General features: G+C 74.6%; 20 protein-coding genes. 14 read left to right on the top strand and 6 right to left on the bottom strand.

Annotated elements, in window-relative coordinates:
• Positions 1-63 precede the first annotated feature (63 nt).
• The gene (locus IF01_RS0116945; protein ID WP_037780001.1) at positions 64-1,503 is read left to right on the top strand and encodes an MFS transporter; all 1,440 of its coding nucleotides are present in this window, start codon (positions 64-66) and stop codon (positions 1,501-1,503) included.
• A gap of 81 nt (positions 1,504-1,584) precedes the next feature.
• On the opposite strand, the gene IF01_RS0116940 is transcribed toward IF01_RS0116945, so the two are convergent.
• Positions 1,585-2,829 carry a polysaccharide deacetylase family protein gene (locus tag IF01_RS0116940; protein ID WP_030394264.1) on the bottom strand — a complete coding sequence of 415 codons (1,245 nt, stop codon included), beginning with the start codon at positions 2,827-2,829 and terminating at the stop codon, positions 1,585-1,587.
• Positions 2,830-3,263: 434 nt separating this feature from the next.
• Between IF01_RS0116940 and IF01_RS0116935 the strand changes: the two genes are divergently transcribed.
• Genes IF01_RS0116935 through IF01_RS0116925 form a run of 3 tightly spaced genes read left to right on the top strand, consistent with a single transcriptional unit; the run spans position 3,264 to position 7,881 of the window.
• On the top strand, positions 3,264-3,908 hold the full coding sequence (locus IF01_RS0116935; protein ID WP_030394263.1) for a class F sortase: 645 nt from the start codon (positions 3,264-3,266) through the stop codon (positions 3,906-3,908).
• Positions 3,905-5,233, top strand: a complete 1,329-nt coding sequence (locus IF01_RS0116930) for an alpha/beta hydrolase (RefSeq protein ID WP_051755506.1) — start codon at positions 3,905-3,907, stop codon at positions 5,231-5,233. Before IF01_RS0116935 ends, IF01_RS0116930 begins: the two co-directional genes overlap by 4 nt.
• Positions 5,230-7,881 carry a rhomboid family intramembrane serine protease gene (locus IF01_RS0116925; RefSeq protein WP_051742539.1) on the top strand — a complete coding sequence of 884 codons (2,652 nt, stop codon included), beginning with the start codon at positions 5,230-5,232 and terminating at the stop codon, positions 7,879-7,881. Before IF01_RS0116930 ends, IF01_RS0116925 begins: the two co-directional genes overlap by 4 nt.
• 83 nt (positions 7,882-7,964) lie before the next feature.
• On the opposite strand, the gene IF01_RS0116920 is transcribed toward IF01_RS0116925, so the two are convergent.
• The gene (locus tag IF01_RS0116920; RefSeq protein ID WP_030394260.1) at positions 7,965-8,399 is read right to left on the bottom strand and encodes an SsgA family sporulation/cell division regulator; all 435 of its coding nucleotides are present in this window, start codon (positions 8,397-8,399) and stop codon (positions 7,965-7,967) included.
• Positions 8,400-8,724: 325 nt separating this feature from the next.
• On the opposite strand from IF01_RS0116920, the gene IF01_RS0116915 reads away from it, so the two are divergent.
• The 3 genes from IF01_RS0116915 (at position 8,725) to IF01_RS0116905 (ending at position 12,597) form a co-directional block, all read left to right on the top strand.
• Positions 8,725-10,557: a DEAD/DEAH box helicase gene (locus tag IF01_RS0116915; protein WP_051742540.1), complete on the top strand. Its 1,833-nt coding sequence runs from the start codon at positions 8,725-8,727 to the stop codon at positions 10,555-10,557.
• Between the two features lie 503 nt (positions 10,558-11,060).
• A complete protein-coding gene (locus IF01_RS0116910; RefSeq protein ID WP_030308168.1) occupies positions 11,061-11,711 on the top strand; it encodes an IclR family transcriptional regulator in 651 nt (216 codons plus the stop codon).
• Between the two features lie 79 nt (positions 11,712-11,790).
• Positions 11,791-12,597, top strand: a complete 807-nt coding sequence (locus tag IF01_RS0116905) for a S16 family serine protease (protein ID WP_030394258.1) — start codon at positions 11,791-11,793, stop codon at positions 12,595-12,597.
• A gap of 67 nt (positions 12,598-12,664) precedes the next feature.
• Here the strand turns inward: IF01_RS0116905 and IF01_RS0116900 are convergent, their stop codons facing one another.
• A complete protein-coding gene (locus IF01_RS0116900) occupies positions 12,665-13,126 on the bottom strand; it encodes an Lrp/AsnC family transcriptional regulator (RefSeq protein ID WP_030308163.1) in 462 nt (153 codons plus the stop codon).
• 392 nt (positions 13,127-13,518) lie between these two features.
• On the opposite strand from IF01_RS0116900, the gene IF01_RS0116895 reads away from it, so the two are divergent.
• Entirely contained in the window at positions 13,519-14,052 is a 534-nt protein-coding gene (locus tag IF01_RS0116895; RefSeq protein ID WP_051742541.1) for a VOC family protein, read from the top strand.
• A 30-nt stretch (positions 14,053-14,082) separates the two neighbouring features.
• Here the strand turns inward: IF01_RS0116895 and IF01_RS0116890 are convergent, their stop codons facing one another.
• Entirely contained in the window at positions 14,083-14,652 is a 570-nt protein-coding gene (locus IF01_RS0116890) for a hypothetical protein (protein ID WP_037779999.1), read from the bottom strand.
• Between the two features lie 178 nt (positions 14,653-14,830).
• Between IF01_RS0116890 and IF01_RS0116885 the strand changes: the two genes are divergently transcribed.
• The 4 genes from IF01_RS0116885 (at position 14,831) to IF01_RS41835 (ending at position 20,718) form a co-directional block, all read left to right on the top strand.
• A complete protein-coding gene (locus tag IF01_RS0116885; RefSeq protein WP_078880030.1) occupies positions 14,831-15,556 on the top strand; it encodes a response regulator transcription factor in 726 nt (241 codons plus the stop codon).
• Positions 15,553-17,142, top strand: coding sequence for a sensor histidine kinase (locus IF01_RS41840; protein WP_037779995.1), 1,590 nt, complete (start codon positions 15,553-15,555; stop codon positions 17,140-17,142). Before IF01_RS0116885 ends, IF01_RS41840 begins: the two co-directional genes overlap by 4 nt.
• A 241-nt stretch (positions 17,143-17,383) precedes the next feature.
• The gene (locus tag IF01_RS0116875) at positions 17,384-19,075 is read left to right on the top strand and encodes a glycoside hydrolase family 18 protein (protein WP_030394253.1); all 1,692 of its coding nucleotides are present in this window, start codon (positions 17,384-17,386) and stop codon (positions 19,073-19,075) included.
• 242 nt (positions 19,076-19,317) lie between these two features.
• A complete protein-coding gene (locus IF01_RS41835; protein ID WP_078880029.1) occupies positions 19,318-20,718 on the top strand; it encodes a glycosyltransferase 87 family protein in 1,401 nt (466 codons plus the stop codon).
• 140 nt (positions 20,719-20,858) lie between these two features.
• Here the strand turns inward: IF01_RS41835 and IF01_RS0116865 are convergent, their stop codons facing one another.
• Positions 20,859-21,275, bottom strand: coding sequence for an SsgA family sporulation/cell division regulator (locus tag IF01_RS0116865; RefSeq protein ID WP_030394251.1), 417 nt, complete (start codon positions 21,273-21,275; stop codon positions 20,859-20,861).
• 416 nt (positions 21,276-21,691) lie between these two features.
• Between IF01_RS0116865 and IF01_RS0116860 the strand changes: the two genes are divergently transcribed.
• Positions 21,692-23,182, top strand: coding sequence for an RDD family protein (locus IF01_RS0116860; RefSeq protein ID WP_030394250.1), 1,491 nt, complete (start codon positions 21,692-21,694; stop codon positions 23,180-23,182).
• A 106-nt stretch (positions 23,183-23,288) separates the two neighbouring features.
• A complete protein-coding gene (locus IF01_RS51010; RefSeq protein WP_030394249.1) occupies positions 23,289-24,002 on the top strand; it encodes an RDD family protein in 714 nt (237 codons plus the stop codon).
• Positions 24,003-24,073: 71 nt separating this feature from the next.
• Here IF01_RS51010 and IF01_RS41830 read toward each other — a convergent pair whose 3' ends face one another.
• Complete coding sequence (locus IF01_RS41830) at positions 24,074-24,301, bottom strand: hypothetical protein (RefSeq protein WP_037779993.1); 228 nt, start codon at positions 24,299-24,301, stop codon at positions 24,074-24,076.
• Positions 24,302-24,398: the final 97 nt, after the last annotated feature.

Below are 24,398 nucleotides of genomic sequence, written 5' to 3'. Positions count from 1 at the left end.
GAGGAGTGGGACTACGACCACGGTCAGGGGCCATCGGGCCAGATGCGCCTTACGATCATACGTATGACCACAGCCTCCCCCGTGTCGGCCGACACCGCCTCCGTTCCGATATCGACCGACCCCGGCGGAGGGGTCATGGGCGACCGCTTCCGGGCGCTGACCCTGGGCATCGTCTCGGTGGTCCTGGTGATCGCCTTCGAGGCGACGGCCGTCAACACCGCGATGCCGGTCGCCGCCGGCGAGCTCGACGGGTTCGGGCTGTACGCCTTCGCCTTCTCCGGCTACTTCACCACCACCCTGTTCGCCCTGGTGGTCTCCGGACAGTGGTGCGACCGCAGCGGGCCGCTGCGACCCCTCTTCACCGGCATCGCGGTGTTCGGCGCCGGTCTCCTGGTGGCGGGGGCGGCACCCGGGATGTGGATCTTCGTGGGCGGCCGGGCGCTCCAGGGCCTCGGCGGCGGCCTGGTGATCGTCGCCCTGTACGTGGTGGTCGGCCGGGCCTACCCCGAGCGGCTGCGGCCCTCGGTCTTCGCGGCCTTCTCGGCGGCCTGGGTGCTGCCCTCGATCGTCGGCCCGCTGGTCTCCGGGGCGGTCACCCAGCACATCGGCTGGCGCTGGGTCTTCCTCGCCGTGCCGGCGCTGATCCTGCTGCCGCTCGCGGTGATGGGCCCGGCGCTGCGCCGCTCGGAGCGTGAGCAGCCGCTGCTCAAGGGCGCCGCGTTCGACCGCCGCCGCACCGGGCTGGCCGCGATGGCCGCGGTCGGCGCCGGTCTGCTGCAGTACGCGGGCCAGCGGCTCGACCTGCCCGGACTGCTGCCGGCCGCCGTGGGGGCGGCGCTGCTGCTCCCGGCGGTGCTGGGGCTGCTGCCGGCCGGGACGCTGCGGGCCGGGCGCGGGCTGCCGACGGTGATCCTGCTGCGCGGGGTCGCGGCCGGGGCGTTCTTCGCGGCCGAGGCGTTCATCCCGCTGATGATGAGGACCGAGCGCGGGCTCTCGCCGACGCTGGCCGGCCTCACCCTCACCAGCGGCGGCCTGTCCTGGGCGCTGGGCTCCTGGATCCAGGGCCGGCCGGGGGCGGAGCGCCACCGGACGCTGATGATCCGCGGCGGTTTCGTGCTGACCGCGGTGGCCATCGCGGGCGCGGCGCTGGTGCTGGTCCCGGCGGTGCCCGCCTGGGTGGCGGCGGTGGCCTGGGGCGTCGGCGGGATCGGCATGGGCCTGGCGGTGGCGAGCATCAGCGTGCTGATGATGAAGCTGTCCACGCCGGAGGACGCCGGCGCCAACTCGGCCTCGCTCCAGGTGAGCGACGCGCTGGGCAATGTGCTGCTGATGGGTCTGGCGGGGGTGCTGTTCGGGGCGCTGGGCGGCGGCTCGGTGGCCGCCGTCCACGACGGCGCGACGGGCGCCGGCTCGACCGGCGCCTTCGCGGTGATCTTCGGGGTCATGGCCGGGGTGGCGCTGCTCGGCGCCCTGGTCTCCGGCCGGGTCCGCAAGGCCGCCTGAGCGGGCGCCCCCGGCCCCCACCTGTGCGCGAACGGGTGGAAACCCGCCCCGAGCCCTGCCCCGGAGGCGAGCGGGCGACAATCAGAAGGTCTCCCAGCCCCCGGGCGGTGCCTGGCCGGGGGCGAGGCTCTGCAGCTTGCGCAGCAGCGCCGGCTCCTGGGCGTCCAGCCAGTCGACCAGCTGGCGGAAGGACACCATCCGCACCTCGGGCCGGTCGGCGATCGCCTTGATCACCTCTTCGACGGCGTTCATGTAGATGCCGCCGTTCCACTCCTCGAAGTGGTTGCCGATGACGAACGGGGCGCGGTTGGTGGTGTAGGCGCGCTCGAAGCCCAGCAGGTAGGCCTCCCGGGCCTGGGTCTGGTAACCGGGGTGGAGCGCAGGGTCGGCCTTGGTGTTGCTGCCGCACTGGTTGAACATGATGTTGTAGTCCATCGACAGCACCTGGAAGGTGTGTCCGGGGAAGGGGATGGACTGCAGCGGGAGGTCCCAGAGCGCGCCGCCCTGGATCTTCTGCGGCCACACCTGGGTCCCGTTGCCGCTGCTGTCGTAGCGCCAGCCGCGCCGGACGGCGGTGGGCAGCAGGTTGCGCTGGCCCTCCAGGCAGGGGGTGCGGCTGCCGATCAGCTCCTTGCGGTAGTCGAAGGGCAGTGCCGGCAGGTCGCTGAAGCCGGTGTTGGTCCGCCAGTTCGTGACGAAGCCCATCGCCTGCTCGATCTCGCTGTCCCAGTCCTCGGGGGACCACTGGCCGACGCCGTTGGCGCCGCAGAAGTGGCCGTTGAAGTGGGTGCCGATCTCGTGCCCCTCCAGCCAGGCGGCGTGGAGGTTCTCCAGGGTGTCGTGGATGTGCTGGTCGCTGAGGTAGCCGATGTCGGAGGCGCCGACCTTGTGCTGCGGCGGGCGGTAGAGGTCCTTCTTCGCCTCGGGCAGCAGGTAGGAGCCGCTGAGGAAGAAGGTCATGGACGCGTTGTGCTCCCGGGCGAGCCGGCGGAAGCGGGCGAACAGGCCGTTGTCGAGCTCGGCGGCGCCGTCCCAGGAGAAGACGACGAACTGGGGCGGGCGCTGGCCGGGCCGCAGCGGTTCGAGGGTGGGCTGGTTCGGCTGCGGGCCGGTGTCCGAGGTGGAGCCGTCGCCGATCAGGGTGACCGGGGGCTTGGCGGCCTCGGTCGGGGTCGTCGCGTGGTCCTCGGCCGGGGTGGCCGGGACCGGGGCCGGAGTGTTCGCCTGCGCGCCGTCGGGACCGGTCCGGCTCGCGCAGCCCGCGGCGAGGCTGGCGGCTCCGGCGGCACCCGCGGCCAGCAGGGTGCGGCGGGAGAGGGCGTCCATGGTCACTCCGTTCGTGGGGCGTGCGCGGGGGCGGGGCACGGCAGGCGCGCGCGACCGTCCGCCGGACGGGGGTCCGGTGGGACAAGTGCGGTGATAGGCCTGTGAACGGGGTCAGCATGGCATGTGATCGGAAGCGGTCAACGCTCCACCACGAACGGTCGGAACTCATCGCCCGAAGGATGCAACCGCGATGACGTTCCTGAGTGTCAGATGAAGAGATTGTCCCTTCACCGGACAACCGCCAGGTGACCGGAGTGTGGCGTCACGGTGACGACTCACCCGCGCGGACCATGTCGGGCCCCTCGGACCCTGCCGATCGGGGGGAGTGAGTACGACCATCGTATGGATGTGGCATAAGGTCCGATCCGGTTGCATTGTTCTCAGACATCTCCCAGAAACCGGCAACCGTCCGACGTCAGCAGAGGGGAGCGCCGGTGGGCGCCCAGCAGAGCAGGAGCCCGTGGCCGGGTACCCTGGCGGTCGGCGCCGCGCTCGTGCTGGGAGCATGGCTGCTCACCGACGGCGGTCACGCCGTACTCCCCCCGGCCCCCGGCAGCGGGCAGGCCCTCACCGGCTTCGCACCGGTCTCCGTGGTGCCACCGCTCGGCCCCTCCCGGCCGACCAGGATCCGGATCCCGGCCGTGCGGCTCGACGCCCCGGTCACCGGCCTCGGCCTCGACCGGGACGGCCACCTCCAGACCCCTCCCGAGGAGGACCGAAACCTCGCCGGCTGGTACCGGGACGGTGCCACCCCCGGCCAGCGCGGCACGGCGATCATCGCCGGCCATGTCGACAACCACAGCGGGCCCGCCGTCTTCTACGACCTGGGCGCGCTGCACCGCGGGGACCGGATCGAGATCCTCCGCGAGGACGGCCGCACCGCGGTCTACCAGCTCTACGCCATCGAAGTGCACGACCGAAAGGACTTCCCGGACGACCGGGTGTACCGCCAGGCCGCCGATGCCCAGCTGCGGGTGATCACCTGCGGCGGAGGCTACAGCGAGGAGCGGGGCTACGACGGCAACGTCGTCGCCTACGGCTTCCTGGCCGACACCAGGCGTTCGGGGACGAACGTATGACCACCGTCTCCCTCGCCCTGAGCTGGAACCCGATCGACTGGCCGCTGACCCGCGGCCCGATCCCGCGCGCCGTCCTGGTGGCCGGCTGGGGTTCACTGCTGTTCCTCGCCTGCTACTCCCGCACCCGCGGGTGGTGGCGCCGCCGACTGCCCGCGGCCCTGGTCACGGCGGCGGCGCTCAGCCTGCTGCTGGACACCGCCGTCGACGACTGGTGGCACCCCTTCCCCGAGGGGACCCCGCACTACGTCACCTGGTGGATAGCCGTCGGTCTGCTCGGGCTCTCCCTGGTCGCCTTCCGGATGCGCGGCAGCACGCTGCGCCGCAGGCTGCTGGCGGTCGGCGCCGGGGCCCTGGTGCTGCTGATGGCCTCCTCCCAGGTGAACCGGGGCTTCGACCAGTACCCGACCGGCCGGGTGATGCTGGCGCCGTGGCTGGAGAAGACCCAGGAGCTGACCACCGGGAAGGCCGCCGCCACCATCGGCCGCCCGCCCGGCAAGGTGCTGGAGGAGGTCTGGCAGCCGCCCGCGGACCTCCCGGCCAAGGGCACCGTCTCCTCCGTCGCCGTCCCGGGCACCAAGTCCGGCTTCGAGTCCCGCGACGGGTACGTGTACCTGCCGCCGGCCTACCAGGCCACTCCCCGTCCGCTGCTGCCGGTGGTCGTGCTGCTGGCCGGCCAGCCGGGCACGCCGGGCGACTGGGTGTTCGGCGGCCAGATCGCCGACTCCCTCGACGCCTTCGCCGCCGAGCACCACGGGCTGGCCCCGATCGTGGTGATGGTCGACCAGCTGGGCTCGACCTGGAACAACACGCTCTGCCTCGATTCCAAGATCGCCAATGTCCAGACCTTCCTGGCCGAGGACGTGCCGGCCTGGGTGCACGCCAACCTCCAGACGGCCGAGGGCCGCAAGAACTGGGTGATCGCCGGTGCCTCGATGGGCGGCACCTGCGCGCTCCAGCTCGCCGTCAACGCGCCCGAGGTCTACGGCTCGTTCCTCGACATGTCCGGTCAGGACGAGCCCACCCTCGGCACCCGTGAGGAGACCGTCCAGGCGGCCTACGACGGCGACGCGGCGAAGTTCGCCGCCGTCGACCCGCTCCAGGTGATGGCGCGGAAGAAGTTCCCGGACACCGCGGGGGCCATCGTGGTCGGCCGTGACGACGACGAGTTCCGGCCGCAGCAGGAGAAGGTGTACCGCGCGGTCGTGGAGGCGGGAATGCAGGCCAAGTTCGACCTCATGCCCGGCGGGCACGGCTGGATCATCTTCCGGCCCGGCATCGCCGACCAGCTGCCCTGGCTGGCACAGCAGACCGGGATGATCCGGTGACCCTGCTCGGCGCCTCCCCGGGAGTCGCCGCCGAGCAGGAGCAGAGCCGCGGCGGGGGACAGTCGCGCCTGCTCGTGCCCAGGCCCTTCCGTACCGGGGCCGGCTCCAACCGCGCCGACGCCGCGTCCGCCGACTCCGGCGGGTCCGACGGCGGCGCCCCGGGCCCCGGCGCGCCCGCGCCGCGGCCCCGGCAGCGGGTCGTCCGCGCGGCCGCGGGGCTCGTCGCCCGGCTGGCCGCCCGGCTCGGCGAGGCGCCGCTGACCCTGGTGCTGCTGGTCGGCCTGTGGGCCGTCGGCGCCGCCACCGGCAGCCTCACCCGGGGGCCGTCCGACGCCCTGCTGGAGCAGGTCGGCATCGGCCGGCCGACCCTGCACGCGGGCCGCTGGTGGACGCCCCTCACCTCGCTGTTCTGGTGCTCCGGCATCGGCGCCTACGTCTTCACCAGCCTGCTGCTGCTCCTGGTCGGCCCGGCCGCCGAGCGCCGCCTCGGCCGGCTGCGCACCGTCGCGGTGCTGGTCGCCGGACAGCTGGCCGGCGTCATGGCCGGGACCGTCGTGGTCGTGGTCGGCGCGAAGCTCGGCGAGCAGTGGACCCTCTCCATAGCGGGCCAGACCGCGGTCGGCCCCGGCGTCGGCCTGTTCGCGCTGGCCGGCGTGCTCGGCTACCGGCTCACCGTGCTCTGGCGCCGGCGGCTGCACCTGCTGGTGCTGCTGATGCCGCTGGTGATGGCGCTGTACGTGGGGCACCTGCAGAGCGTCCAGCGCTTCAGCGGGGCGCTGGTCGGCCTCGCCGCCGGCGCGCTGCTGTTCCGCCGCCGCCCGCACCTGCGCTCGCACCGCTCCTCCCACACCGAGACCCGGGTGCTGGTCGCGCTCTGCCTGGTCGCCGCCGCGCTCGGCCCGATGATCGCCTCGCTGTACGACAACGCGGCCGGCCCGTTCAACACCTTCTCGGAGATCTACCTCTCGCACCGGCTCACCCCGGACGAGGTGGCCGACTTCTGCTCGGTCTCGGCCCACGACTGCGCCCGCGCGCACGCCGTGCAGCGGATCTTCGACACCCCGGCCCGGCTGATGGCCACGCTCTTCCCGGCCCTGCTGCTGGTGCTCGCCGAGGGCCTGCGCCGCGGCCTGCGCTTCGCCTGGCGGATCACCGTCGCCACCGAGCTGCTCTGGACCGCGATGCTGGTCGTCCTGTTCGCGGAGACCAGCACCGGTTCGAGCGACGTCGTCCAGTACTTCGTCGAGGCGCTGCTGCTGCCGATGGTCACCGTCGGCCTGCTGCTGGCCACCCGCAAGCGCTTCACGCTGCGGCTGCCGGGCGCGGTGCTCGGCCGGCTGTTCGCGGTGGTCGGCGGGGCGCTGGTCGTCGCCTCCGCCGCCTACACCGGGCTGGGCGTCCTGGCCGCCGGGCAGTTCGAGCCGGGCGCGACCTTCCGCGGGCTGGTCCACGGGCTGCCGGCGCAGTTCCTGCCGCCCGCCTACAACGACCTGCTGCCGGACTACCCGATCGCGGTCGGGCCGTTCGCCCGCGCCCTGGAGACGTACTGCGGGCTCGGCTTCTGGGCGGTCGCGCTGGCCGCGCTGCTGCTGACCTTCCGCCGGCCGGTGGTCCAGGTCGCCGCCGAGGACGCCGCCCGGGCCCGGGCCCTGCTCACCGAGCACGGCGGCGGCACGCTGTCCTTCCTCACCACCTGGGACGGCAACCACTACTGGTTCGACGAGGAGGGCCGGGCCGCCGTCGCCTACCGGGTGCTGAACACCGTGGCGCTGACCACCGGCGACCCCTTCGGCGACCCGGCGGCCCGGGACCGCGCGGTGGCCGGCTTCGCCCGGTACTGCGACGCCAAGGGCTGGACGCCGTGCTTCTACAGCGTCACCCCGCAGACCCGGGCCGCGGCCGGGGAGCTCGGCTGGCGCTCGCTCCAGGTCGCCGAGGACACCGTCGTCGCCCTGCCCGACCTCGCCTTCACCGGCCGCAAGTGGCAGGACATCAGGACCGCGCTCAACAAGGCCGGCAAGCAGGGCATCACCGCCGAGTGGTGGTCCTACCACGAGGCCCCGCTGGCGCTGAAGGAGCAGATCCGGGCCATCTCCGAGGAGTGGGTCTCCGAGAAGGGCCTGCCCGAGATGGGGTTCACCCTCGGCGGCCTGGAGGAGCTGGACGACCCGGCGGTGCGGCTGCTGCTCGCGATCGACGAGGACCGCAGTGTGCACGGCCTGACCAGCTGGATGCCGGTCTACGAGAACGGCGAGCCGGTCGGCTGGACGCTGGACTTCATGCGGCGGCGCTCGGACGGCTTCCGCGGCGTCACCGAGTTCCTGATCGCCTCGGCCGCGCTCGGCTTCAAGCAGGAGGGCGCGCGCTTCCTCTCGCTCTCCGGCGCGCCGCTGGCCCGCTCGGAGAAGGAGCCGCCCACCGGGCTGCAGAAGACCCTGGACTGGCTGGGCCGGGTGCTGGAGCCGGTGTACGGCTTTCGCTCGCTGCTCGCCTTCAAGGCGAAGTTCCAGCCGGAGTACCGGCCGATGTACATGGCGTACCCCGACCCGGCGGCGCTGCCCAGCATCACCCGGGCGATCGGCAAGGCGTACCTGCCGCACCTCACGCCGACGCAGGGCGTGCGGCTGATGCGCAAGCTGTCGTCCTAGCCGGATGCCTGCTCCTCGTCACGCCGGTCGTCCGGGACCTCGGTCCCGGACGACCGGCGTCCGCCGTACCCGGGCCGCCCCGCTCAGCCGAGCAGCTCGGCGAGGGCGCGGTCGGCGTCCAGGTACAGGTGCTCCTCGCCCTCGGGCACCAGCAGGCGGCTGCGCCACAGGAAGCGCCGCAGGTCGGCGGCGTCGAACCGGACCAGCGCGGTGCCCTCGGGCGCGCGCAGCTCGACCAGGGTGCTCCGGCCGGGTCCGGGCCGCACCTGCACGTCGCCGACGCCGGAGGGCAGCTCCAGGCCGCCCGCGAGCAGCCGGCGGGCGAAGACCCAGACGATGTCGCCGCCCTCCGGCCCGGCCGCGGCGGTGGGCTCGTCCAGCGAGAACTCGCCGGGGAAGGCCATCCGGACCGCGAGCGGGTCGTCCGTCCGATAGGTCAGGGTGACCCGCAGCCGGGCGGACCGGTGCGCGGACAGGATCAGTCGGGCCTGGACGGTCTCTTCGGCGGTGGCGTGCACGGCGCTTCCCTTCGCTGGTGAGGCCGCGGCGGGCGGTGGAGGGTGGAGCGGCCTCACCCCGAAGAGAGGCGGTGGGAGGGGTTCCGCTTACCCGGGTTTCCCGGAATTCCGCTGTGATCCACCTCACATCGATTTCCGGCCGCACCCGCCCCGGGCAGGGCGGACGCCCGCCCGGCCCGGCGCCGCCGTGGCCGCCCGAACGACGCCGGGACCGGTACGCTGGGTGGGTTGTCCGAACGCCGTCCGACCGTGGATCGAGGCCGCGAAAACGCCTCTGACCTGCGATGATCCCCCCTCGGAGACCGTGAGTACTGCCGCCGCCCCGATGCCGCTCTTCTCCGACGCGAACGAGTCGCACGCGCCCGTCCGGGCCGTCGGCCATGCCGCGCCGACCACCTCGCACCAGCTGTCCCCGGCCTTCCCCGGCCGTGCCCCCTGGGGTACGGCGGGCAAGCTCCGGGCGTGGCAGCAGGGGGCGCTGGACAAGTACATCGAGAACCAGCCGCGCGACTTCCTCGCGGTCGCGACCCCGGGCGCCGGTAAGACCACCTTCGCGCTGACCCTGGCCTCGTACCTGCTCCACAACCACCTGGTGCAGCAGATCACCGTGGTCGCGCCCACCGAGCACCTGAAGAAGCAGTGGGCCGAGGCCGCCGCCCGGATAGGCATCAAGCTGGACCCGGGCTACTCCTCCGGTCCGCTCTCCCGGGAGTACCACGGCATCGTGGTCACCTACGCGGGCGTCGGCGTGAACCCGATGCTGCACCGCAACCGCACCGAGGCCCGCAAGACGCTGGTCATCATGGACGAGATCCACCACGCCGGTGACTCGAAGTCCTGGGGCGAGGCCTGCTTCGAGGCCTTCGAGCCGGCCTCCCGGCGCCTCGCGCTGACCGGTACGCCGTTCCGCTCGGACACCAACCCGATCCCCTTCGTCCAGTACGAGGCCGGGGGCGACGGCATCCGCAAGTCGGTCGCCGACTACACCTACGGCTACGGGCACGCGCTCGCCGACCACGTCGTCCGTCCGGTGATCTTCCTGTCCTACAGCGGCAACATGCGCTGGCGCACCAAGTCCGGCGACGAGCTGGAGGCCCGGCTCGGCGAGCCGATGACCAAGGACCTCATCGCCCAGGCCTGGCGCACCGCGCTCTCCCCGCAGGGCGAGTGGATCCCCTCCGTGCTGCAGGCCGCCGACCGCCGGCTCACCGAGGTCCGCAAGGCGATCCCGGACGCCGGCGGCCTGGTGATCGCCACCGACCAGAACGTGGCCCGCGCCTACGCCAAGATGCTGCGCGAGATCAGCGGCGAGAAGGTCACCCTGGTGCTCTCCGACGAGACCGAGGCCTCGCAGCGGATCTCCGACTACGCGGCCGGGACCTCGCGCTGGATGGTCGCGGTCCGCATGGTGTCCGAGGGCGTCGACGTGCCCCGGCTGTGCGTCGGCGTCTACGCCACCTCGATCTCCACCCCGCTGTTCTTCGCCCAGGCCGTCGGCCGCTTCGTGCGCGCCCGCAAGCGCGGCGAGACCGCCTCCGTCTTCCTGCCGACCGTCCCGATGCTGCTGGGCTTCGCCAACGAGATGGAGCTCCAGCGCGACCATGTGCTGGACCGGCCGAAGAAGGAGGGCGAGGGCCTCTTCGACGAGGAGGACCGGCTGCTCGCCGAGGCCGAGCGGGCCAACGACGGCCCGGACGGCGCGGGCGGCGACGAGTTCTCCTACGAGGCGCTGGGCTCCGAGGCGGTCTTCGACCGGGTGCTCTACAACGCCATGGAGTTCGGGATGCAGGCGCACCCGGGCAGCGAGGAGGAGGAGGACTACCTCGGCATCCCGGGCCTGCTGGAGCCGGACCAGGTGCAGATGCTGCTGCAGAAGCGTCAGCACCGGCAGATCCAGCGGAGCAAGGGCAAGCCGGCCGAGGAGGCCGACCTGCTGGAGCTGCCGGCCGAGCAGCGGCCGGTGGTGACCCATCAGGAGCTGCGGGAGCTGCGCAAGGAGCTGAACGCGCTGGTGGCCGCCTGGCACCACCGCACCAGCCAGCCGCACGGCACGGTCCACAACGAGCTGCGCCGGCAGTGCGGCGGTCCGCTGACCGCGCAGGCCACCGCGAACCAGCTGAAGGCGCGGATCGCCAAGATCCGGGAGTGGGCGAAGTAACGATCCGTCGGGGCCGCGGGCCGGTGGGCCTGTGGGTCCGCCGGTCTGTGGGCCTGCCATTCCGCCGGATTCGCCGGCGGGGTGGCCGGGTCGGCGTTCGGGGGGTGCTGCCGGGGTGCTCCGGGTCGTTCCCGGGCGCTCCGGGGCTGTTCCGGGTCGGTCGCCCGGCTCCTCCGGTCCCGGCTGTCTGTCCGGACTTCGGACTGTGCTCGAACTTGCGCCCGGTCGGGCCGGGTGGAATGCGGGGGTTCGTCCGCTTCTGTCCGGCCCGGAAGAATTGATCTTGACCGAATTTTGGACAAACACTTCCGCCGCCGCAATTCCTTCACTACCTTTCCCCCACGCTCTCCCGCCGGGCAACCCCCGCCGGACGGGCGCCGCAGGGCCCCAGGACGTCAAGGACGACACACCGCGGCCCTGGCGCGGCCACCCCCCTGCGCGCGACCACCGAGTCCCGGACCGGCCAGCCGATCCGCGACCGCCGCGGAAAGGAATTGCGCGTCGTGACTGCAGAGACCTCCCAGACCCTGGACCGGGGAGTCCGGGTCCTCAAACTCCTCGCCGACTCGGAGCGCGGGCTCACCGTGACCGAACTGGCGGCCCGCCTCGCCGTCAACCGGACCGTCGTCTACCGGCTGCTGGCGACCCTGGAACAGCACGGGCTGGTCCGCCGGGACATCGGCGGCCGGGCCCGGGTGGGCCTGGGCGTGCTGCGGCTCGCCCACCGGGTGCACCCGCTGCTGCGCGAGGCGGCACTGCCCGCGCTGCGCAGCCTCGCCGAGGACCTCGGGGCCACCGCCCACCTGACCCTGGTGGACGGCAACGAGGCGCTCGCGGTGGCCGTCGTCGAACCCAGCTGGACCGACTTCCACGTCGCCTACCGGACCGGGCTGCGCCACCCCCTCGGGGAGAGCGCGGCGGGCCGGGCGATCCTGGAGGCCCGGACCTTCCCCAGCCAGCGCCGGCCGGAGCAGGGCTTCGTCATCACCCGGGCGGAGGAGCAGTCCGGCGCGTCCGGCGCCGCCGCGGCGCTGCTCGGACTGAGCGGCATCGAGGGCAGCGTCGGCGTGGTGATGCTGAACGGGCTGGTCCCGGAGCGGGTCGGCCCCCGGGTGGTGGAGGCGGCCACCGAGGTCGCCGACGCGCTGCGCTGACCGCCCGAGCCGCCGGGTGGGCCGTTCGGGTGGCCGTGTGCGTGCCCGCCGGACGGCCCCGGTGTGTTTGGATGCCTCTGTGTCCGACACCAAGCTGCCCAAGGCCCTGACCTCCCCCCGGACCCGGGCCCTCGCGCTCTGCGGCGCGACGGTCGCCGCGCTGTTCGGGGTGGCCGCCTTCGTCCCGCTGCCCTACACGCTGACCTTCCCCGGCGTGACCGCGGACACCCTCGGCAGCTACCAGGGCCGTCCGGTGCTCACCGTCACCGGCGCCCCGGTCCGCGCCACCCAGGGGCAGCTGCGGATGGTGACCATCTCGGCGACCAACCCGGGGGAGCGGACCACGCTGTGGCGCTCGCTGCAGGCCTGGTTCGACGAGGACGAGGCCGTCCGGCCCAGCGAGACCGTCTACCCCCAGGGCGACCCGGCCAAGGCCAACGAGGTCACCGCCCAGCAGATGACCGAGTCCCAGGACGCCGCCACCACGGCCGCACTGGGTTACCTCCAGCTGTCGCCCGCGCAGGTGAAGGTCAAGATCGACCTCGGTGACATCGGCGGCCCCAGCGCCGGGCAGATGCTCGCGCTCGGCATCGTCGACAAGCTCCGCGGGGACGGCAAGGGCGGCGACCTCACCGGCGGGCAGACCGTCGCCGGCACCGGGACCATCGACGACCAGGGTGTGATCGGCCCGGTCGGCGGTGTGCCGCTCAAGACCCAGGCGGCGGCGCGGGACGGCGCGACCGTCTTCCTGGTGCCCAAGGACGAGTGCTCGGACGCCAAGGTGAACCTCCCGGCGGGGCTGCGGCTGGTGCCGGTCGGCACGCTCGGGGAGTCCGTCTCCGTGCTGGAGGCGCTGCAGTCGGGCGGGGCCGTTCCGGGGTGCTGAGCCGCCGGGTCGCCGGGTTCTGCCGAGCGGCCGAGCAGCCGAGCGGTCGGGTGGCCGGGGCGGTGGGCTACTCGGCGGCGGCCTGGTCGACCAGCGGCAGGATCCGGTAGGGCACCGGGTTCTCCAGCGCGATCGCGGTGGAGGAGCGGACGATCCCGTCGAAGCCCACCACCCGGTCGATCACCCGCTGCAGATCGGCGTTCGACCGGGCCACGATCCGGACCATCATGTCGCCGTGCCCGGTGATGGTGTGCAGCTCCAGCACCTCCGGCACCGCCGCCAGGTGCGCGCGCACGTCCGCGCCCTGGCCCTGGGAGATCTCCAGGGTCGCGAAGGCCGTCACCGGGTAGCCGAGCGCCGCCGGGTCCACCTCGGGGCCGAAGCCGCCGATCACCCCGCGCGCCTGGAGCCGGTCCAGCCGGGCCTGCACCGTGCCGCGGGCCACCTGGAGCCGGCGCGAGCACTCCAGGACGCCGATCCGGGGCTCCTCGGCGAGCAGCCGGATCAGCCGGCCGTCCAGGGCGTCGATGGCGTCGTTGGTGCTCCCCGCGGCCGCCCCGGCCGGGACCCCGGCTCCGGTCGCAGCTCCGGTCCCGGCTCCGGTCCCGGTTCCGGCCGCGGTTCCGGCAGGGGGCGGAGTGGTGCCGGAATGCCCTTGCCCGGTGGGCGAGTTGGGCGATCCGGGCGCGCCCGTCGGGCTGGCGGCGTGGGCGGGGGGCATCACGGGCTCCGTCCTCGGGTGGGCATTGTGTACAGCGGCGCGGCCGATTCTCCCGCCCCGGAGCACAGCTTGACCAGGAGGAAACGGAACAGTTGCGCGGATGTCGCCCCGGCGCCACCCTCCAGCCACAACCCCGCGCGCCGGCCCCCACCGGTCCGCGAGCGGAACCGTGGTCCCGTACCCCCACCGGGAGGGCTGACATGACCGACACCGCCGCCGAACCCGTGCTGCTCACCGCCGCCGGGCCCGACGAGCCCGGCCTCCTCCCGATGGGCCGCGCCGACGCGGTGGTCTTCGTGGTCGGCGACGCCGAACGGGCGGCCCACCGGTACGCGGTCGCGCTCGGCCTGCGCTGCGCGGCGTACGCCGGGCCCGAGACCGGTGAACCCGAGATCGTCTCCTACGTACTGCAGGGGCCCGGCACCCGCTTCGTGCTGACCTCGCTGGTCCAGGTGATCGGCCCGCGCGGCCGGGAGCTGGCCGGCCACCTGGCCCGGCACGGCGACGGCGTGATCGACCTCGCGGTGGCCGTGCCGGACGTCTGTTACGCCTACGACTACGCCGTCGACCGGGGCGCGGCCTCGCTCGCCGAGCCGTACGAGGTGCGGGACGCGTACGGCACGGTGGTGCTCGCCGCGATCGGGGTGCCCGGCGGGACCAGGCACACCCTGGTCGACCGGTCCCGCTACCGGGGGCCCTACCTGCCGGGCTACGTGCCCTTCGAGCGGTGGTGACGGAGCGCCGGGGGCGCGGGCCGGACCCGCTCAGCGGGTGACGGTGTCGACCACCGGCGGGTGCCCGTTCCAGTAGACGAACACCGAGTTGGCCTGGTTGTCCTTGGTGAAGTCCACCCGGATCCACTGCGGGCCGTCCCAGACCTGCATCTGCCAGCCCGGGTCCGGGGCGGCCGTGACCAGCGAGGCCCGGTCGGGCCCGAGGTCCAGGGCGACCTTGCCGCCCGGGACGAGATAACTGCGGACGGAGGACGTCGTGCTCGTGGCCGGCGCCGGGCGGTGCGACACGGCGGCGGCGGTCGACGGGGCCGCGGTCGGCGCGGCGGCGGCCGGGGAAGCGGCCTTGGACGGGGTGGCCGACACCGGGGCGGTGGACGGCGGCGCGGCCGGATCCGGCCGGCCGGCCGACTGCGTGGGTTCCGCCGACGGTGTCGGCGTGGGTCTCGCGCCACCGGCCGACGCCGGCGAGGGCAGCGGCAGCGCGGTGGGCTGTTCGAACGCGGCCCCGGTCAGCACCGTGTGCACGCCGAACCAGGACAGCGCCACCGCCGCCCCGGTGGCCGCCGCCCAGGCGCCGAGCTGTACCAGTCCGTTCCGCATAGTGCGCACATCCTGCCCCATCACCGCTCCCGGCAGGTGGGCACCCCCGCACTTCCACAGGGGACTTGCACAAACCCGCGACGTTCCGGGCGAACCCTTCCCGAAGGTTCACGAAGCGCTGCCCGGGGCGACCCCGAGGTACAGACCATTCGGGGCCGATGCCGTACCGTGCAGCCCCATGGCAACAGTGCTCGTGGTCGAGGACGACCCCTTCGTACGATCCGCCCTCATCCGCCACCTGTCCGACACCGGCCACGCGGTCCGCAGCGTGGGCACGGCACTCGAGGCGCTGCGCGAGGTCGCCCAGGTCGGCTGCGACCTGGTGATCCTGGACCTCGGACTGCCGGATCTGGACGGCAGCGAGGCGCTCAAGATGATCCGCGGCCTGACCAACGTGCCGGTCATCATCTCCACCGCCCGCGACGACGAGGCCGAGATCGTCCGGCTGCTCAACGACGGCGCCGACGACTACCTGGTGAAACCGTTCTCCGGGGAGCACCTCAGCGCCCGGATGGCCGCCGTGCTGCGCCGGCTCGGCGGCGGGGCGGCCCCGGTCAGCCAGGTGCTCAGGGTCGGCGGGCTGGCGATCGACCTCCAGCGCCGGGAGGCCGCCCTGGACGGGCGGGCGCTGGACCTGACCCGGCGTGAGTTCGACCTGCTGGCCTTCCTCGCCGCCCGCCCGGGCGTGGTGGTGCCCCGCAAGGAGATCCTGGCGGAGGTGTGGCGGCAGACCTACGGCGGTGACCAGACGATCGACGTGCACCTGTCCTGGCTGCGCCGCAAGCTCGGGGAGACGGCGTCCAGCCCGCGCTATCTGCACACCGTGCGCGGGGTCGGGGTCCGGCTGGAGGCGTCCGGGCATCCCGCCGGGCCCGGGCCCGTCCCGGTGGAGCGCCGGACATGAGGCGGTTGCGGCACTCGCTTCGCTGGGCCCTGATCAAGGCCGCCGTGGCCGGTACCACGATGGTCGCGCTGGCCTTCCTCATCCCGCTCGGCCTGATGGTCCAGCAGACCGCCCGGGACCGGGCGTTCACGGCCGCGGAGCGGCAGGCGGCGGCGCTCGGCCCGGCCCTGGCCATCACCACCGACCAGGACGCCATCGCCCGGGCGGTGGCCTCGACGGACGCCGGCACCCAGGGGCGGATGGCGGTGCACCTGCCGCCGGCCGGGGCGGCCGGGGCCGGCGCGGGGGCGCTGTCGGGACCGGGCGGCGCCGGCGGGGTGGCCTCGGCGCCCGGTGCGACGGCCTCCGGCGGGACGGCCCAGGGGGGCACGGCCCAGGGAGGTACGGCCCCGGCGGGGAAGGTCTCGGACCCCGCGGTGGCGGGCGCCGCCGCGGGATCGGGGCCGGCCGCCGGCGCGACCATCGGCGAAGTCCGGGCACTGGCCGCCGATGTGGCCAGCGCCGGGGGCCAGGGCCGCTCCTTCACCGTCGAGGTCCCGGGCGGCTACGCGCTGCTCCAGCCGGTCGCGGTGGACACCGCCCGGACCGCCGTGGTCGAGGTGTTCGTGGCCGACGGCGACCTCACCCGGGGCGTCGCCACCGCCTGGCAGGTGCTCTCCGGGGTCGCGCTCGGCCTGGTCGCCGTCTCGGTGCTGGTCGCCGACCGGATGGGCGCCCGGATCGTCGGCTCGGCCCGCCGGCTCGCCGCCGCCGCCCGTTCGCTCGGCGCGGGCGACCTCGCCGTCCGGGTGCCGGTGGACGGCAAGCAGGCCGCCGGCAGCCCCGAGGAGCTGCGGGAGGCGGCCCACGCGTTCAACGCCATGGCCGACCGGGTGGTCCAGCTGCTGGCCGCCGAGCGGGAGTTGGCCGCCGACCTGTCGCACCGGCTGCGCACCCCGCTGACCGTGCTGCGGCTCAACGCGGCCTCGCTGGGCGAGGGCGACGCGGCCGACGCCACCCGGCACGCGGTGGCGCAGCTGGAGCGCGAGGTCGACCAGATCATCCGCTCGGCCCGCCGGGCACCCGAGGACGCGCCCGCCGTCACGGTCGGCTGCGACGCGGCCGAGGTGATCCGTGAGCGGGTCGGCTTCTGGTCGGCGCTCGCCGAGGACGAGGGCCGCCGCTGGCAGCTGGCCGGCGCGGACCGGGAGACTCCGGTCCCGGTCCAGCGCGGTGACCTGGCCGCCGCCGTGGACGCGCTGCTCGGCAATGTCTTCCGGCACACGGGGGTCGGCACCGCCTTCTCGGTGGACGTGCTGGCCACCGGGAGTTCGGTGATCGTGCTGGTCGGCGACGCGGGTCCGGGCTTCACCGATCCGGAGGCCGCCATGGTGCGGGGCGAGGGCCACGGCGGCGAGGGCTCGACCGGGCTCGGGCTGGACATCGTCCGCAAGCTCGCCGAGGCCACCGGCGGGGACCTCGCGCTCGGCCGGTCGGCGGTGCTGGGCGGGGCCGAGATCAGGCTGCGGCTGCGGTCCCGGCCGGACGGCACCGTCACGCCCCGGACCGGCCGGCGCCGTGGCCGGGGATCGCTGTTCGCGCGTTGAGCAGGGGTGCCGTGGAGCGGTTGAAGAAAGGTTTCGGCGCCGGGCCGGGCCGGGCCGGGGGCAGGGCCGGTGGCGGGCCGGAGGACCACTTTCTTGAGCGCGTTTCTTAAGCGCGCCGTAAGGGAGGTCTACCCCTGGCTCAGCAGTCGGATTCCGGCCGTTCGGCCCCGCTAGCGTCGTCCGCGTCGGCCGCGCCGGTCACCCCCCGACCGCGCATCTGCCAGCTCCGGAGGTACGCCCCATGACGACCCAGCAGCCCCACCGCCGCCCCGGCGGCCGCCGTCGGCGCAGCCGCAGGGGCACGGTGCTCGGCGCCTCGGCGGTCGCCGCCGCCCTGGTCGCCGGCGGAGTCGTCGTCCTCGCCTCCTCGGCCAGTGCCGCGCCGCTCGGCGCCGTCTACACCCGCACCAGCGGCTGGGACTCCGGCTACACCGGCCAGTACCTGGTCACCAACCCGGCGGACCGGGCGATCGAGGACTGGACGCTCACCTTCGACCTGCCCGCCGGCGCGAAGATCGACTCGCTCTGGAACGCCACCTTCACCGCCGAGGGCGGGCACATCACCGTCCGGCCCCAGGAGTGGAGCAAGCGGCTGGAGCCCGGGCGGAGCGTCGTGGTCGGCTACGTCGCCCAGGGCACCGGCGCGGCCCAGGCCGAGCCGGGCAACTGCCTGATCAACAAGACCTCCTGCAAGGCCGGGGACGGCACCGTGCCCACCCCCTCCGGCCGTCCGACCGGTACCGCGACGGCCTCGCCCTCCGCCTCGCCGTCCGCCTCCGCCTCCGTCCCGGCGACCGCGACGGCCTCCGCCTCGGCCACCGCCACCGGGACGGCCCGGCCCACCACCGGGGCACCGGCTCCGACCGGCACCGCGACCGTCCGGCCGACCACCCCGACCACCCCGACCTCTCCGACCGCGTCGGCCAGCACGACCGCCACCGCCGCGCCCACCACCCCGGTGCCCACCACCCCGGCGCCGACCGCCACCGCGACCGGCACCCCCGCCCCCGCGGGCGGCGGCCGCTTCGCGCCCTACGTCGACACCTCGCTCTACCCGCCGTACGACCTGGTCGCCACCGCCAAGGCCACCGGGGTCAAGGACTTCACCCTGGCCTTCGTCGTCTCCGGCGGCGGCTGCACCCCGAAGTGGGGCGGCGTCACCGAGCTCGCCGACGACGCGGTGGCGGCCCGGATCGGCGCCCTGCGGGCGATCGGCGGCGACGTCCGGGTCTCCTTCGGCGGCGCCAACGGCAGCGAGCTCGCCCTCGCCTGCTCCTCGGTCGCCGAGCTGACCGCCGTCTACCAGCGGACCGTCGACGCCTTCGGCCTCACCCGGCTCGACTTCGACGTCGAGGGCGGCGCGATCTCCAACACCGCGGCCAACACCCGGCGCGCCCAGGCCGTCGCCCAGCTGCAGAAGAACGCCGCCGCCAAGGGCAAGGCCCTGGACGTCTCCTTCACCCTCCCCGCGCTGCCCTCCGGACTGACCCAGGAGGGCGTCAACCTGGTCGCCGACGCCAAGAACAACGGTGTGGCGATCGGGGCGGTCAACATCATGGCGATGGACTACGGCGACGGGGTCGCCCCCTCCCCGCAGGGCAGGATGGGCACCTACGCCATCGCCGCGGCCACCGCCACCCAGGCACAGGTGAAGAGCGTGCTCGGCCTGGACGACGCGGCCGCCTGGCGCCGGGTCGCGGTCACCCCGATGATCGGCGTCAACGACGTGGCCAGCGAGGTCTTCACCGTCGCGGACGCCAAGCAGCTCGCCGAGTTCGCCGGGAGCAAGCACCTGGCCTGGCTGGCGATGTGGTCCGGCACCCGCGACAAGGCCTGCGAGGGCGGCGCCAAGGCGTACGCGGACGCGAGCTGCAGCTCGATCGTCCAGCAGCCGCTGGACTTCACCCGGGCCCTGGGCGCCTACACCGGCTGACCGGCCCGCCTGTCCGCGACGGCCCCCCGGCCGACCGGCCCACCGGGGCCGCCGACCTGGTACGGCACCCGGCGGACCCGTCCGCCGCACCGACTCCGGCCGTCCGTGCCCCGACCGCAACGGGGCACGGCCGGCCGGCTCCAATTTCCCCGACCATCACTCTCCGTGACGAAGACGAACCGGCCCGTCCGCCGGGCATCCGGTATCGTCGCTGGTTGGCCGATCGGCGGACGGAGCGAGAAGTGACAGCGGTGCAAGACGAGCGCGGCGCGGTGGACACCCCACCCGACCTGACGCCCGCCCCCCTGTCGGACCGGCTGCGCACGGCCCTCGGAGCGCCCGTCCGCGCCCTGCGCGAGGCCCCGCGCCGTCCGCTGCTGATCGTCTCCGTGCTCGCGCTGGTCTCCCTGCTCGGCTACGCGGTGGTGCGGCACTTCGCGCACACCTCGATGGTCGACATGATCGTCTACCGGGCCGAGGGCGCCGCCGTCGTCAACGGCGGGGACCTCTACGGCCTGCGCGTCACCCAGTGGAACCTGCCCGCCACCTACCCGCCGTTCGCCGCGATGCTGTTCGTGCCGACGACCTGGTTCCCGGTGCCGTTCCTGCGGGTCGCGATCACGCTCTGCAACCTCGGGCTGCTCGCGCTGTTCGCCCACCTGTCGTTCAAGCTGGTCGGCTGGCCGCGCCGGGACCTCCGCGCGATCGCCGTGATCCTGGTCACCGGCGCCGGAGTCTGGCTGGAACCCGTCTACACCACGCTGCGCTACGGCCAGATCAACCTGGCGCTGGCCTGCCTCATCCTCTGGGACCTCACCCGGCCCGACGGGAAGCGCAGCAAGGGCGTCGCGATCGGCATCGCCGCCGGCATCAAGCTCACCCCCGGCCTGTTCGCGGTCTACCTGCTGCTCACCGGCCGGATCCGGGCCGCGTTCGTGGCCGGCGCGACCTTCCTCGGCACCTTCCTGCTCGGCGCGCTCGTCCTGCCCGACGCCACCTGGGGCTTCTGGACCAAGTACCTCTACGACTCCTCGCGGGTCGGCAAGACCGAGATCGTCGACAACCAGGCGCTCAGCGGCGCCGTCGCCCGGCTGCTGCACACCCCCGCACCGGGCCTCGCCGGCACCCTGGCGGCCGTCGCCGTCGCGGTGGCCGGCCTCGGCGTCGCCGCCTGGGCCGCCCGCAGCTCGCGCCGGCTGGCGCGCTCCGAGGCCTGGGGCGTCTGCTGCGCCGCCGTCACCGCCGTCCTGATCTCGCCGATCAGCTGGACCCACCACTGGGTCTGGTGCGTGCCCCTGCTGGTGCTGCTCGCGAGCGAGGCGGCGGTCGAACGGGCCCGCCCGGCCGCCGTCCGCAAGCTGCGCTGGCGGCTCGCCTTCGGGGCCACGCTGATCGCCTTCCTGTCGTTCGCGATGTGGCTCGCCAAGCCCAAGGGCGCGCTGGTGCTGGAGCTGTCGCCGCTCCACCAGATCCCGACCTCGGTCTACCCGCTCGTCGGGATCTGCTTCCTGCTGGCCGCCGCGCTACGCGTACGGGCCCGGCGCCTGGCGGCCGGGGCGGCGCCGACCGCGCTGCCCGGTCAGCGCGACAGCGGTTCGTCGGAGTCCGCGCGCGAGCGTCAGCAGGCCCCCGCGGCCCGCTGACTCGGCCCGGGTACCGGGGGCGGGGGCGGGGAGGGCCGGACGGGCGTCGGGGACGGTCGTCCGGCTGCCGGTGGGGCCCCGTCGGTCCGCCCGATCCGTTCGAGCCGTCCGGTCCGTTCGCGGGGCCGGGACGCGGCGCCTCACGCGAGCAGCTCGGCCAGCGAGCCGTCCATGTCCAGCGCGGCCATCTCGCTGCCCGGCGGCACCAGCCGGTGCGCCCGCTCCAGCCAGGCGGCCACCACCGGCAGCGGCGCCTCCAGCAGCGCGTCCCCGGCCGGGGAGCTCAGCGCCATGCAGAGCACGCTGCGCCGTCCCGACCTGGTCGGCCAGATCCGCACGTCGCCCTGGCCGCAGGGCCGGAAGGTGCCCTCCACCAGCAGCTCGCGGGCGAACACCCAGGTGACCGGCGAGCCGGTGTCCAGGTGGAAGGTGATGTGCACGGCGTACGGGTCGTGGCTGCCGTAGGACAGCCGGGCGGGGACGGGGACGCTGTGCTCGGGGGAGAGCACCAGGTTGAGCTCCAGCTCGTGCTCGACCACGCTCGTCGGGCGCTCCATGATCGGGTTCCTCTCTGCCTGCGGTTCGTGCCCGGTGTCGGGCCCTGTCACCTGGGAGAGCGCGGCCCGGGAGCGCTCTTACACGGGTTTCCGGAATTTCTTCGGCCCGGGACTCCCCGGCCGGCCCGTTGCCGGTGGTACACGGAGTGGTGAACGGGCAAGGGCGGGCGCACGGTCGGGCATGTGCGCCGTATTCCTTACCGTGGGCGGCCCCGGGCTGTCCCCCGAATGGGCAACTTCGCACCGCGCCCCCGCCGAGGTACTACGCTTTGTGACTGCCCGGCGACTGTCCGCCTCCTCGGCGGTAACCCCCTCGCGCGCGCCGACGGCGGAGCCATCCGGGTCGCCCGTGCCACCGTCGCGCACACCCCGCTCGCCGGGCGAGCCGCATCGGCCCTGCCAGGAAAGAGACCCCCATGACGGACCGGCCCCACGCCGGCGGCAGCACGGAGACGGCCGTCGGCCCCGCGCCGGGCTACTACCCCGACCCGTCCGTTCCCGGTTTCGTCCGCTACTGGGGCGGCTCGGCCTGGGTGCCCGGCACCAGCAGGGCCGCCCCGGCCGAGGGCGAGGTGCTGGAGCCGCCCCGGTACGCGACCCGCCGTCCCGCCGCCGCCGCGGGCGCCGGTGCCGGGGCCCGGTACGTGCCGCCGCCGGTGGTCGCCGAGCCGGTGCCGGTGCCGGTGTCCCCGCCGGTGCCGGAACCGGCGTCCGGCGGGGAGACCGGGCCGGTGTACCTGGACCGGACGGCGGGCGGGGCGTCGTTCACCTTCGCGGCCCCGGACAACGGCCCGGTGTTCCGCCGCGGCGGAGGGCCGGTGGTGGTCGACGGGACGGCGGGACCGGTGCCCGACCCGGTCCCGGAGACGCCGGACCGGTCGGTACCGGAGCCGGCCGGCTGGCAGGCGGACCCCCGGGCGCAGCGCGGCCTGATGGAGACGGGGAGTGCGCCGCGGTGGGTGTCCTGGGGGGTGATTCCCGGGACGGAGGGGCCGTCCGGCGAGGCGTCCGGTGCGGTGCCTGCCGAGGTGCCCGCCGTGGTCGAGGTGCCCGCACCGCTCTCCCCGTCGCTCTCCGAGCCGTTCTCCGGGGCGGCCTCGCCCGTTGCCCCCGGTCCGGACGAGCCGCGTGCCGTCCCGGTGCCGAGGGTCTCGGCCCCGGTGCCGTCCGCCGTCGTGGAGCTCCGGGCGCGGCCGAAGTCGGAGTCGGAACCGGAGGAGGCGGTGGACGTGGTGGACGTGGTGGACGTGGCGGAGGCCGTCGAGCCGCCCCCGGCCGCCGCCGTTCCCGCCCGCCGTCCGGTTCCCGTCCCCGCCGCTACTGCCACTGCCACCGCCGCTGCCGAGGCGCCCGCCCGGGCGTCGTCCCCCGCCTCCCGCCGCCGCACCGGGGCGGCACCGGCGCTCCGCCCCGCCGGCCTCGGCCGCCGGCTCGTCGCCCGGCTGGTCGACACCGCGGTCCTGGCCGTGGTCGGCGTCGCCGCCGGAGTCCCGCTCGGCCGCTCCGTGGAGGCCCACCTCCAGCGCAAGCTCGACCAGGCCCGGATGGCGAGCAGTCTCACCCGCCGTCAGGTGGACGTCTGGCTGGTGGACGGCACGGTGCTCGGCAAGGTCGCCGTGCTGCTCGGCATCCTGCTCTTCGTCGGCCTGCTCTACGAGGCCCTGCCGACCGCCCGCACCGGCCAGACCTTCGGCAAGCGGCTCGCCCGGATCCGGGTGGTCGCCGCGGCCGGGGCGGGCCAGGCCGCCGCCCGGAACCGCCCCGGGCTCGGCCGGTCCCTGGTCCGCTGGCTGGTCGGGCAGGTGTCGGCGCTGCTGGTGGTCGGACTGCTCTGGCCGCTGTTCGACCGCCCGGCCCGGCGCGGCTGGCACGACCGGGCGGCCCGCACCCGGGTCGTCCGGCTCTGACCCCGGCTCTGACGCCAGCTCTGAACGCCGCCCTGTCGGTGGCCTCGGCGGACAAAACGGATTGAATATCCCGAATTCACAGAATGCGTGATGTTCTACTCGGGGAATGAGTACCTACGACCCCTCAGGCCCCGAGCCGGAGGGGGGCGGCAAGCCCTCCTTCGGCAAGCAGCCCCCGCAGCAGGGCGGCGGCACGCCGGAAGGTGCGCCGTCGGACCCGTACGGCACCCCGCCGCCCCCCGGTGGCCCCGGAGCCGGCGGCCCCGGCGCGTACGGCGGCACCTACGGCGGAGCCCCCGGCGGCCAGGGCCCCTACGGCCAGTCGCCCTACGACCAGCCACCGCCCGGGCAGGGCCCCGCCGGATACGGCGCGCCCGGCGGCGGCCCCGTCCCCGGGATGCCCCCGCTCGGCACCTGGCCCAACCGGATCCTCGCCCGGCTGATCGACTACCTGCTGGTCCAGGCCGTCGCCCTGGTCCTGGTCCTGCCCTTCGCCAGCCTCACCGACCGCTCCGGTTCGGCCGGCTCGTTCTGGCTCGCCTGCGGGATCTGGCTCGTCTACGAGGGCGTGATGCTCAGCCGGGACGGCCAGACCCTCGGCAAGAAGGCCATGAAGGTCCGGGTGGCCATGCTGGTCGACGGCAACACCCCGACCCCGTCGGCCGCCTGGACCAGGGCGGCGGTCTTCATCCTGCCCGCCGTGCTCTGCTGCGCCGTGCTCTGGTGGCTGATCGACGGCGTGTTCGGCGTGTTCGACAAGCCGTACCGGCAGTGCATCCACGACAAGGCCGCGAAGACCGTGGTGGTCTCCACGGCCTGAACCCGCGTGGGCGGCGCCTGTGCGGGTGGCGCCTGTGGGGTGGCGCCTGCGCGGGTGGCCCGAGCGGCTTCCTACTCGTGCCCGCCGACCGGCGTGCGGTGCTCCGCGCGCCGGTCGGCCGCGTGCGGGGCCGGCGCCGCGAGCACCGTCACCAAGGTGCCCAGCGCGAGCGCGAAGAGCACCACCACGGCGACCCCCAGCACACCCGAGACACCGGTGGCGGCCAGCAGGGCGACCGTGGCGGCGACCACGGTGAAGACACCGAGAGCGAACTGCGCGGTGGTCGGGCGGTGCGACATGGCGGAGTCCTTCGCGCGTCGGGGGGAACGGGCGGGCCGCCGCCGGAGTCGGACACCGGCCGCCCCGGTGCCGCCCGGGCCGCGGCGGGGAACCGTG

Source organism: Kitasatospora purpeofusca, from assembly GCF_000718025.1.
GTDB classification, from domain to species: domain Bacteria; phylum Actinomycetota; class Actinomycetes; order Streptomycetales; family Streptomycetaceae; genus Kitasatospora; species Kitasatospora purpeofusca.
Note: the sequence above shows the minus strand (reverse complement) of the source record. Positions and strands in the feature narration are given on the sequence as shown.

Bases quoted from the DNA above. Each gene is read 5' to 3' on its own strand.
- IF01_RS0116945 (WP_037780001.1), top strand. From the start codon at position 64: ATGACCACAGCCTCCCCCGTGTCGGCCGACACCGCCTCCGTTCCGATA.
- IF01_RS0116940 (WP_030394264.1), bottom strand. From the start codon at position 2,829: ATGGACGCCCTCTCCCGCCGCACCCTGCTGGCCGCGGGTGCCGCCGGA.
- IF01_RS0116930 (WP_051755506.1), top strand. From the start codon at position 3,905: ATGACCACCGTCTCCCTCGCCCTGAGCTGGAACCCGATCGACTGGCCG.
- IF01_RS0116915 (WP_051742540.1), top strand. From the start codon at position 8,725: ATGCCGCTCTTCTCCGACGCGAACGAGTCGCACGCGCCCGTCCGGGCC.
- IF01_RS0116895 (WP_051742541.1), top strand. From the start codon at position 13,519: ATGACCGACACCGCCGCCGAACCCGTGCTGCTCACCGCCGCCGGGCCC.
- IF01_RS0116890 (WP_037779999.1), bottom strand. From the start codon at position 14,652: ATGCGGAACGGACTGGTACAGCTCGGCGCCTGGGCGGCGGCCACCGGG.
- IF01_RS0116885 (WP_078880030.1), top strand. From the start codon at position 14,831: ATGGCAACAGTGCTCGTGGTCGAGGACGACCCCTTCGTACGATCCGCC.
- IF01_RS41840 (WP_037779995.1), top strand. From the start codon at position 15,553: ATGAGGCGGTTGCGGCACTCGCTTCGCTGGGCCCTGATCAAGGCCGCC.
- IF01_RS0116875 (WP_030394253.1), top strand. From the start codon at position 17,384: ATGACGACCCAGCAGCCCCACCGCCGCCCCGGCGGCCGCCGTCGGCGC.
- IF01_RS0116865 (WP_030394251.1), bottom strand. From the start codon at position 21,275: ATGGAGCGCCCGACGAGCGTGGTCGAGCACGAGCTGGAGCTCAACCTG.
- IF01_RS0116860 (WP_030394250.1), top strand. From the start codon at position 21,692: ATGACGGACCGGCCCCACGCCGGCGGCAGCACGGAGACGGCCGTCGGC.
- IF01_RS51010 (WP_030394249.1), top strand. From the start codon at position 23,289: ATGAGTACCTACGACCCCTCAGGCCCCGAGCCGGAGGGGGGCGGCAAG.
- IF01_RS41830 (WP_037779993.1), bottom strand. From the start codon at position 24,301: ATGTCGCACCGCCCGACCACCGCGCAGTTCGCTCTCGGTGTCTTCACC.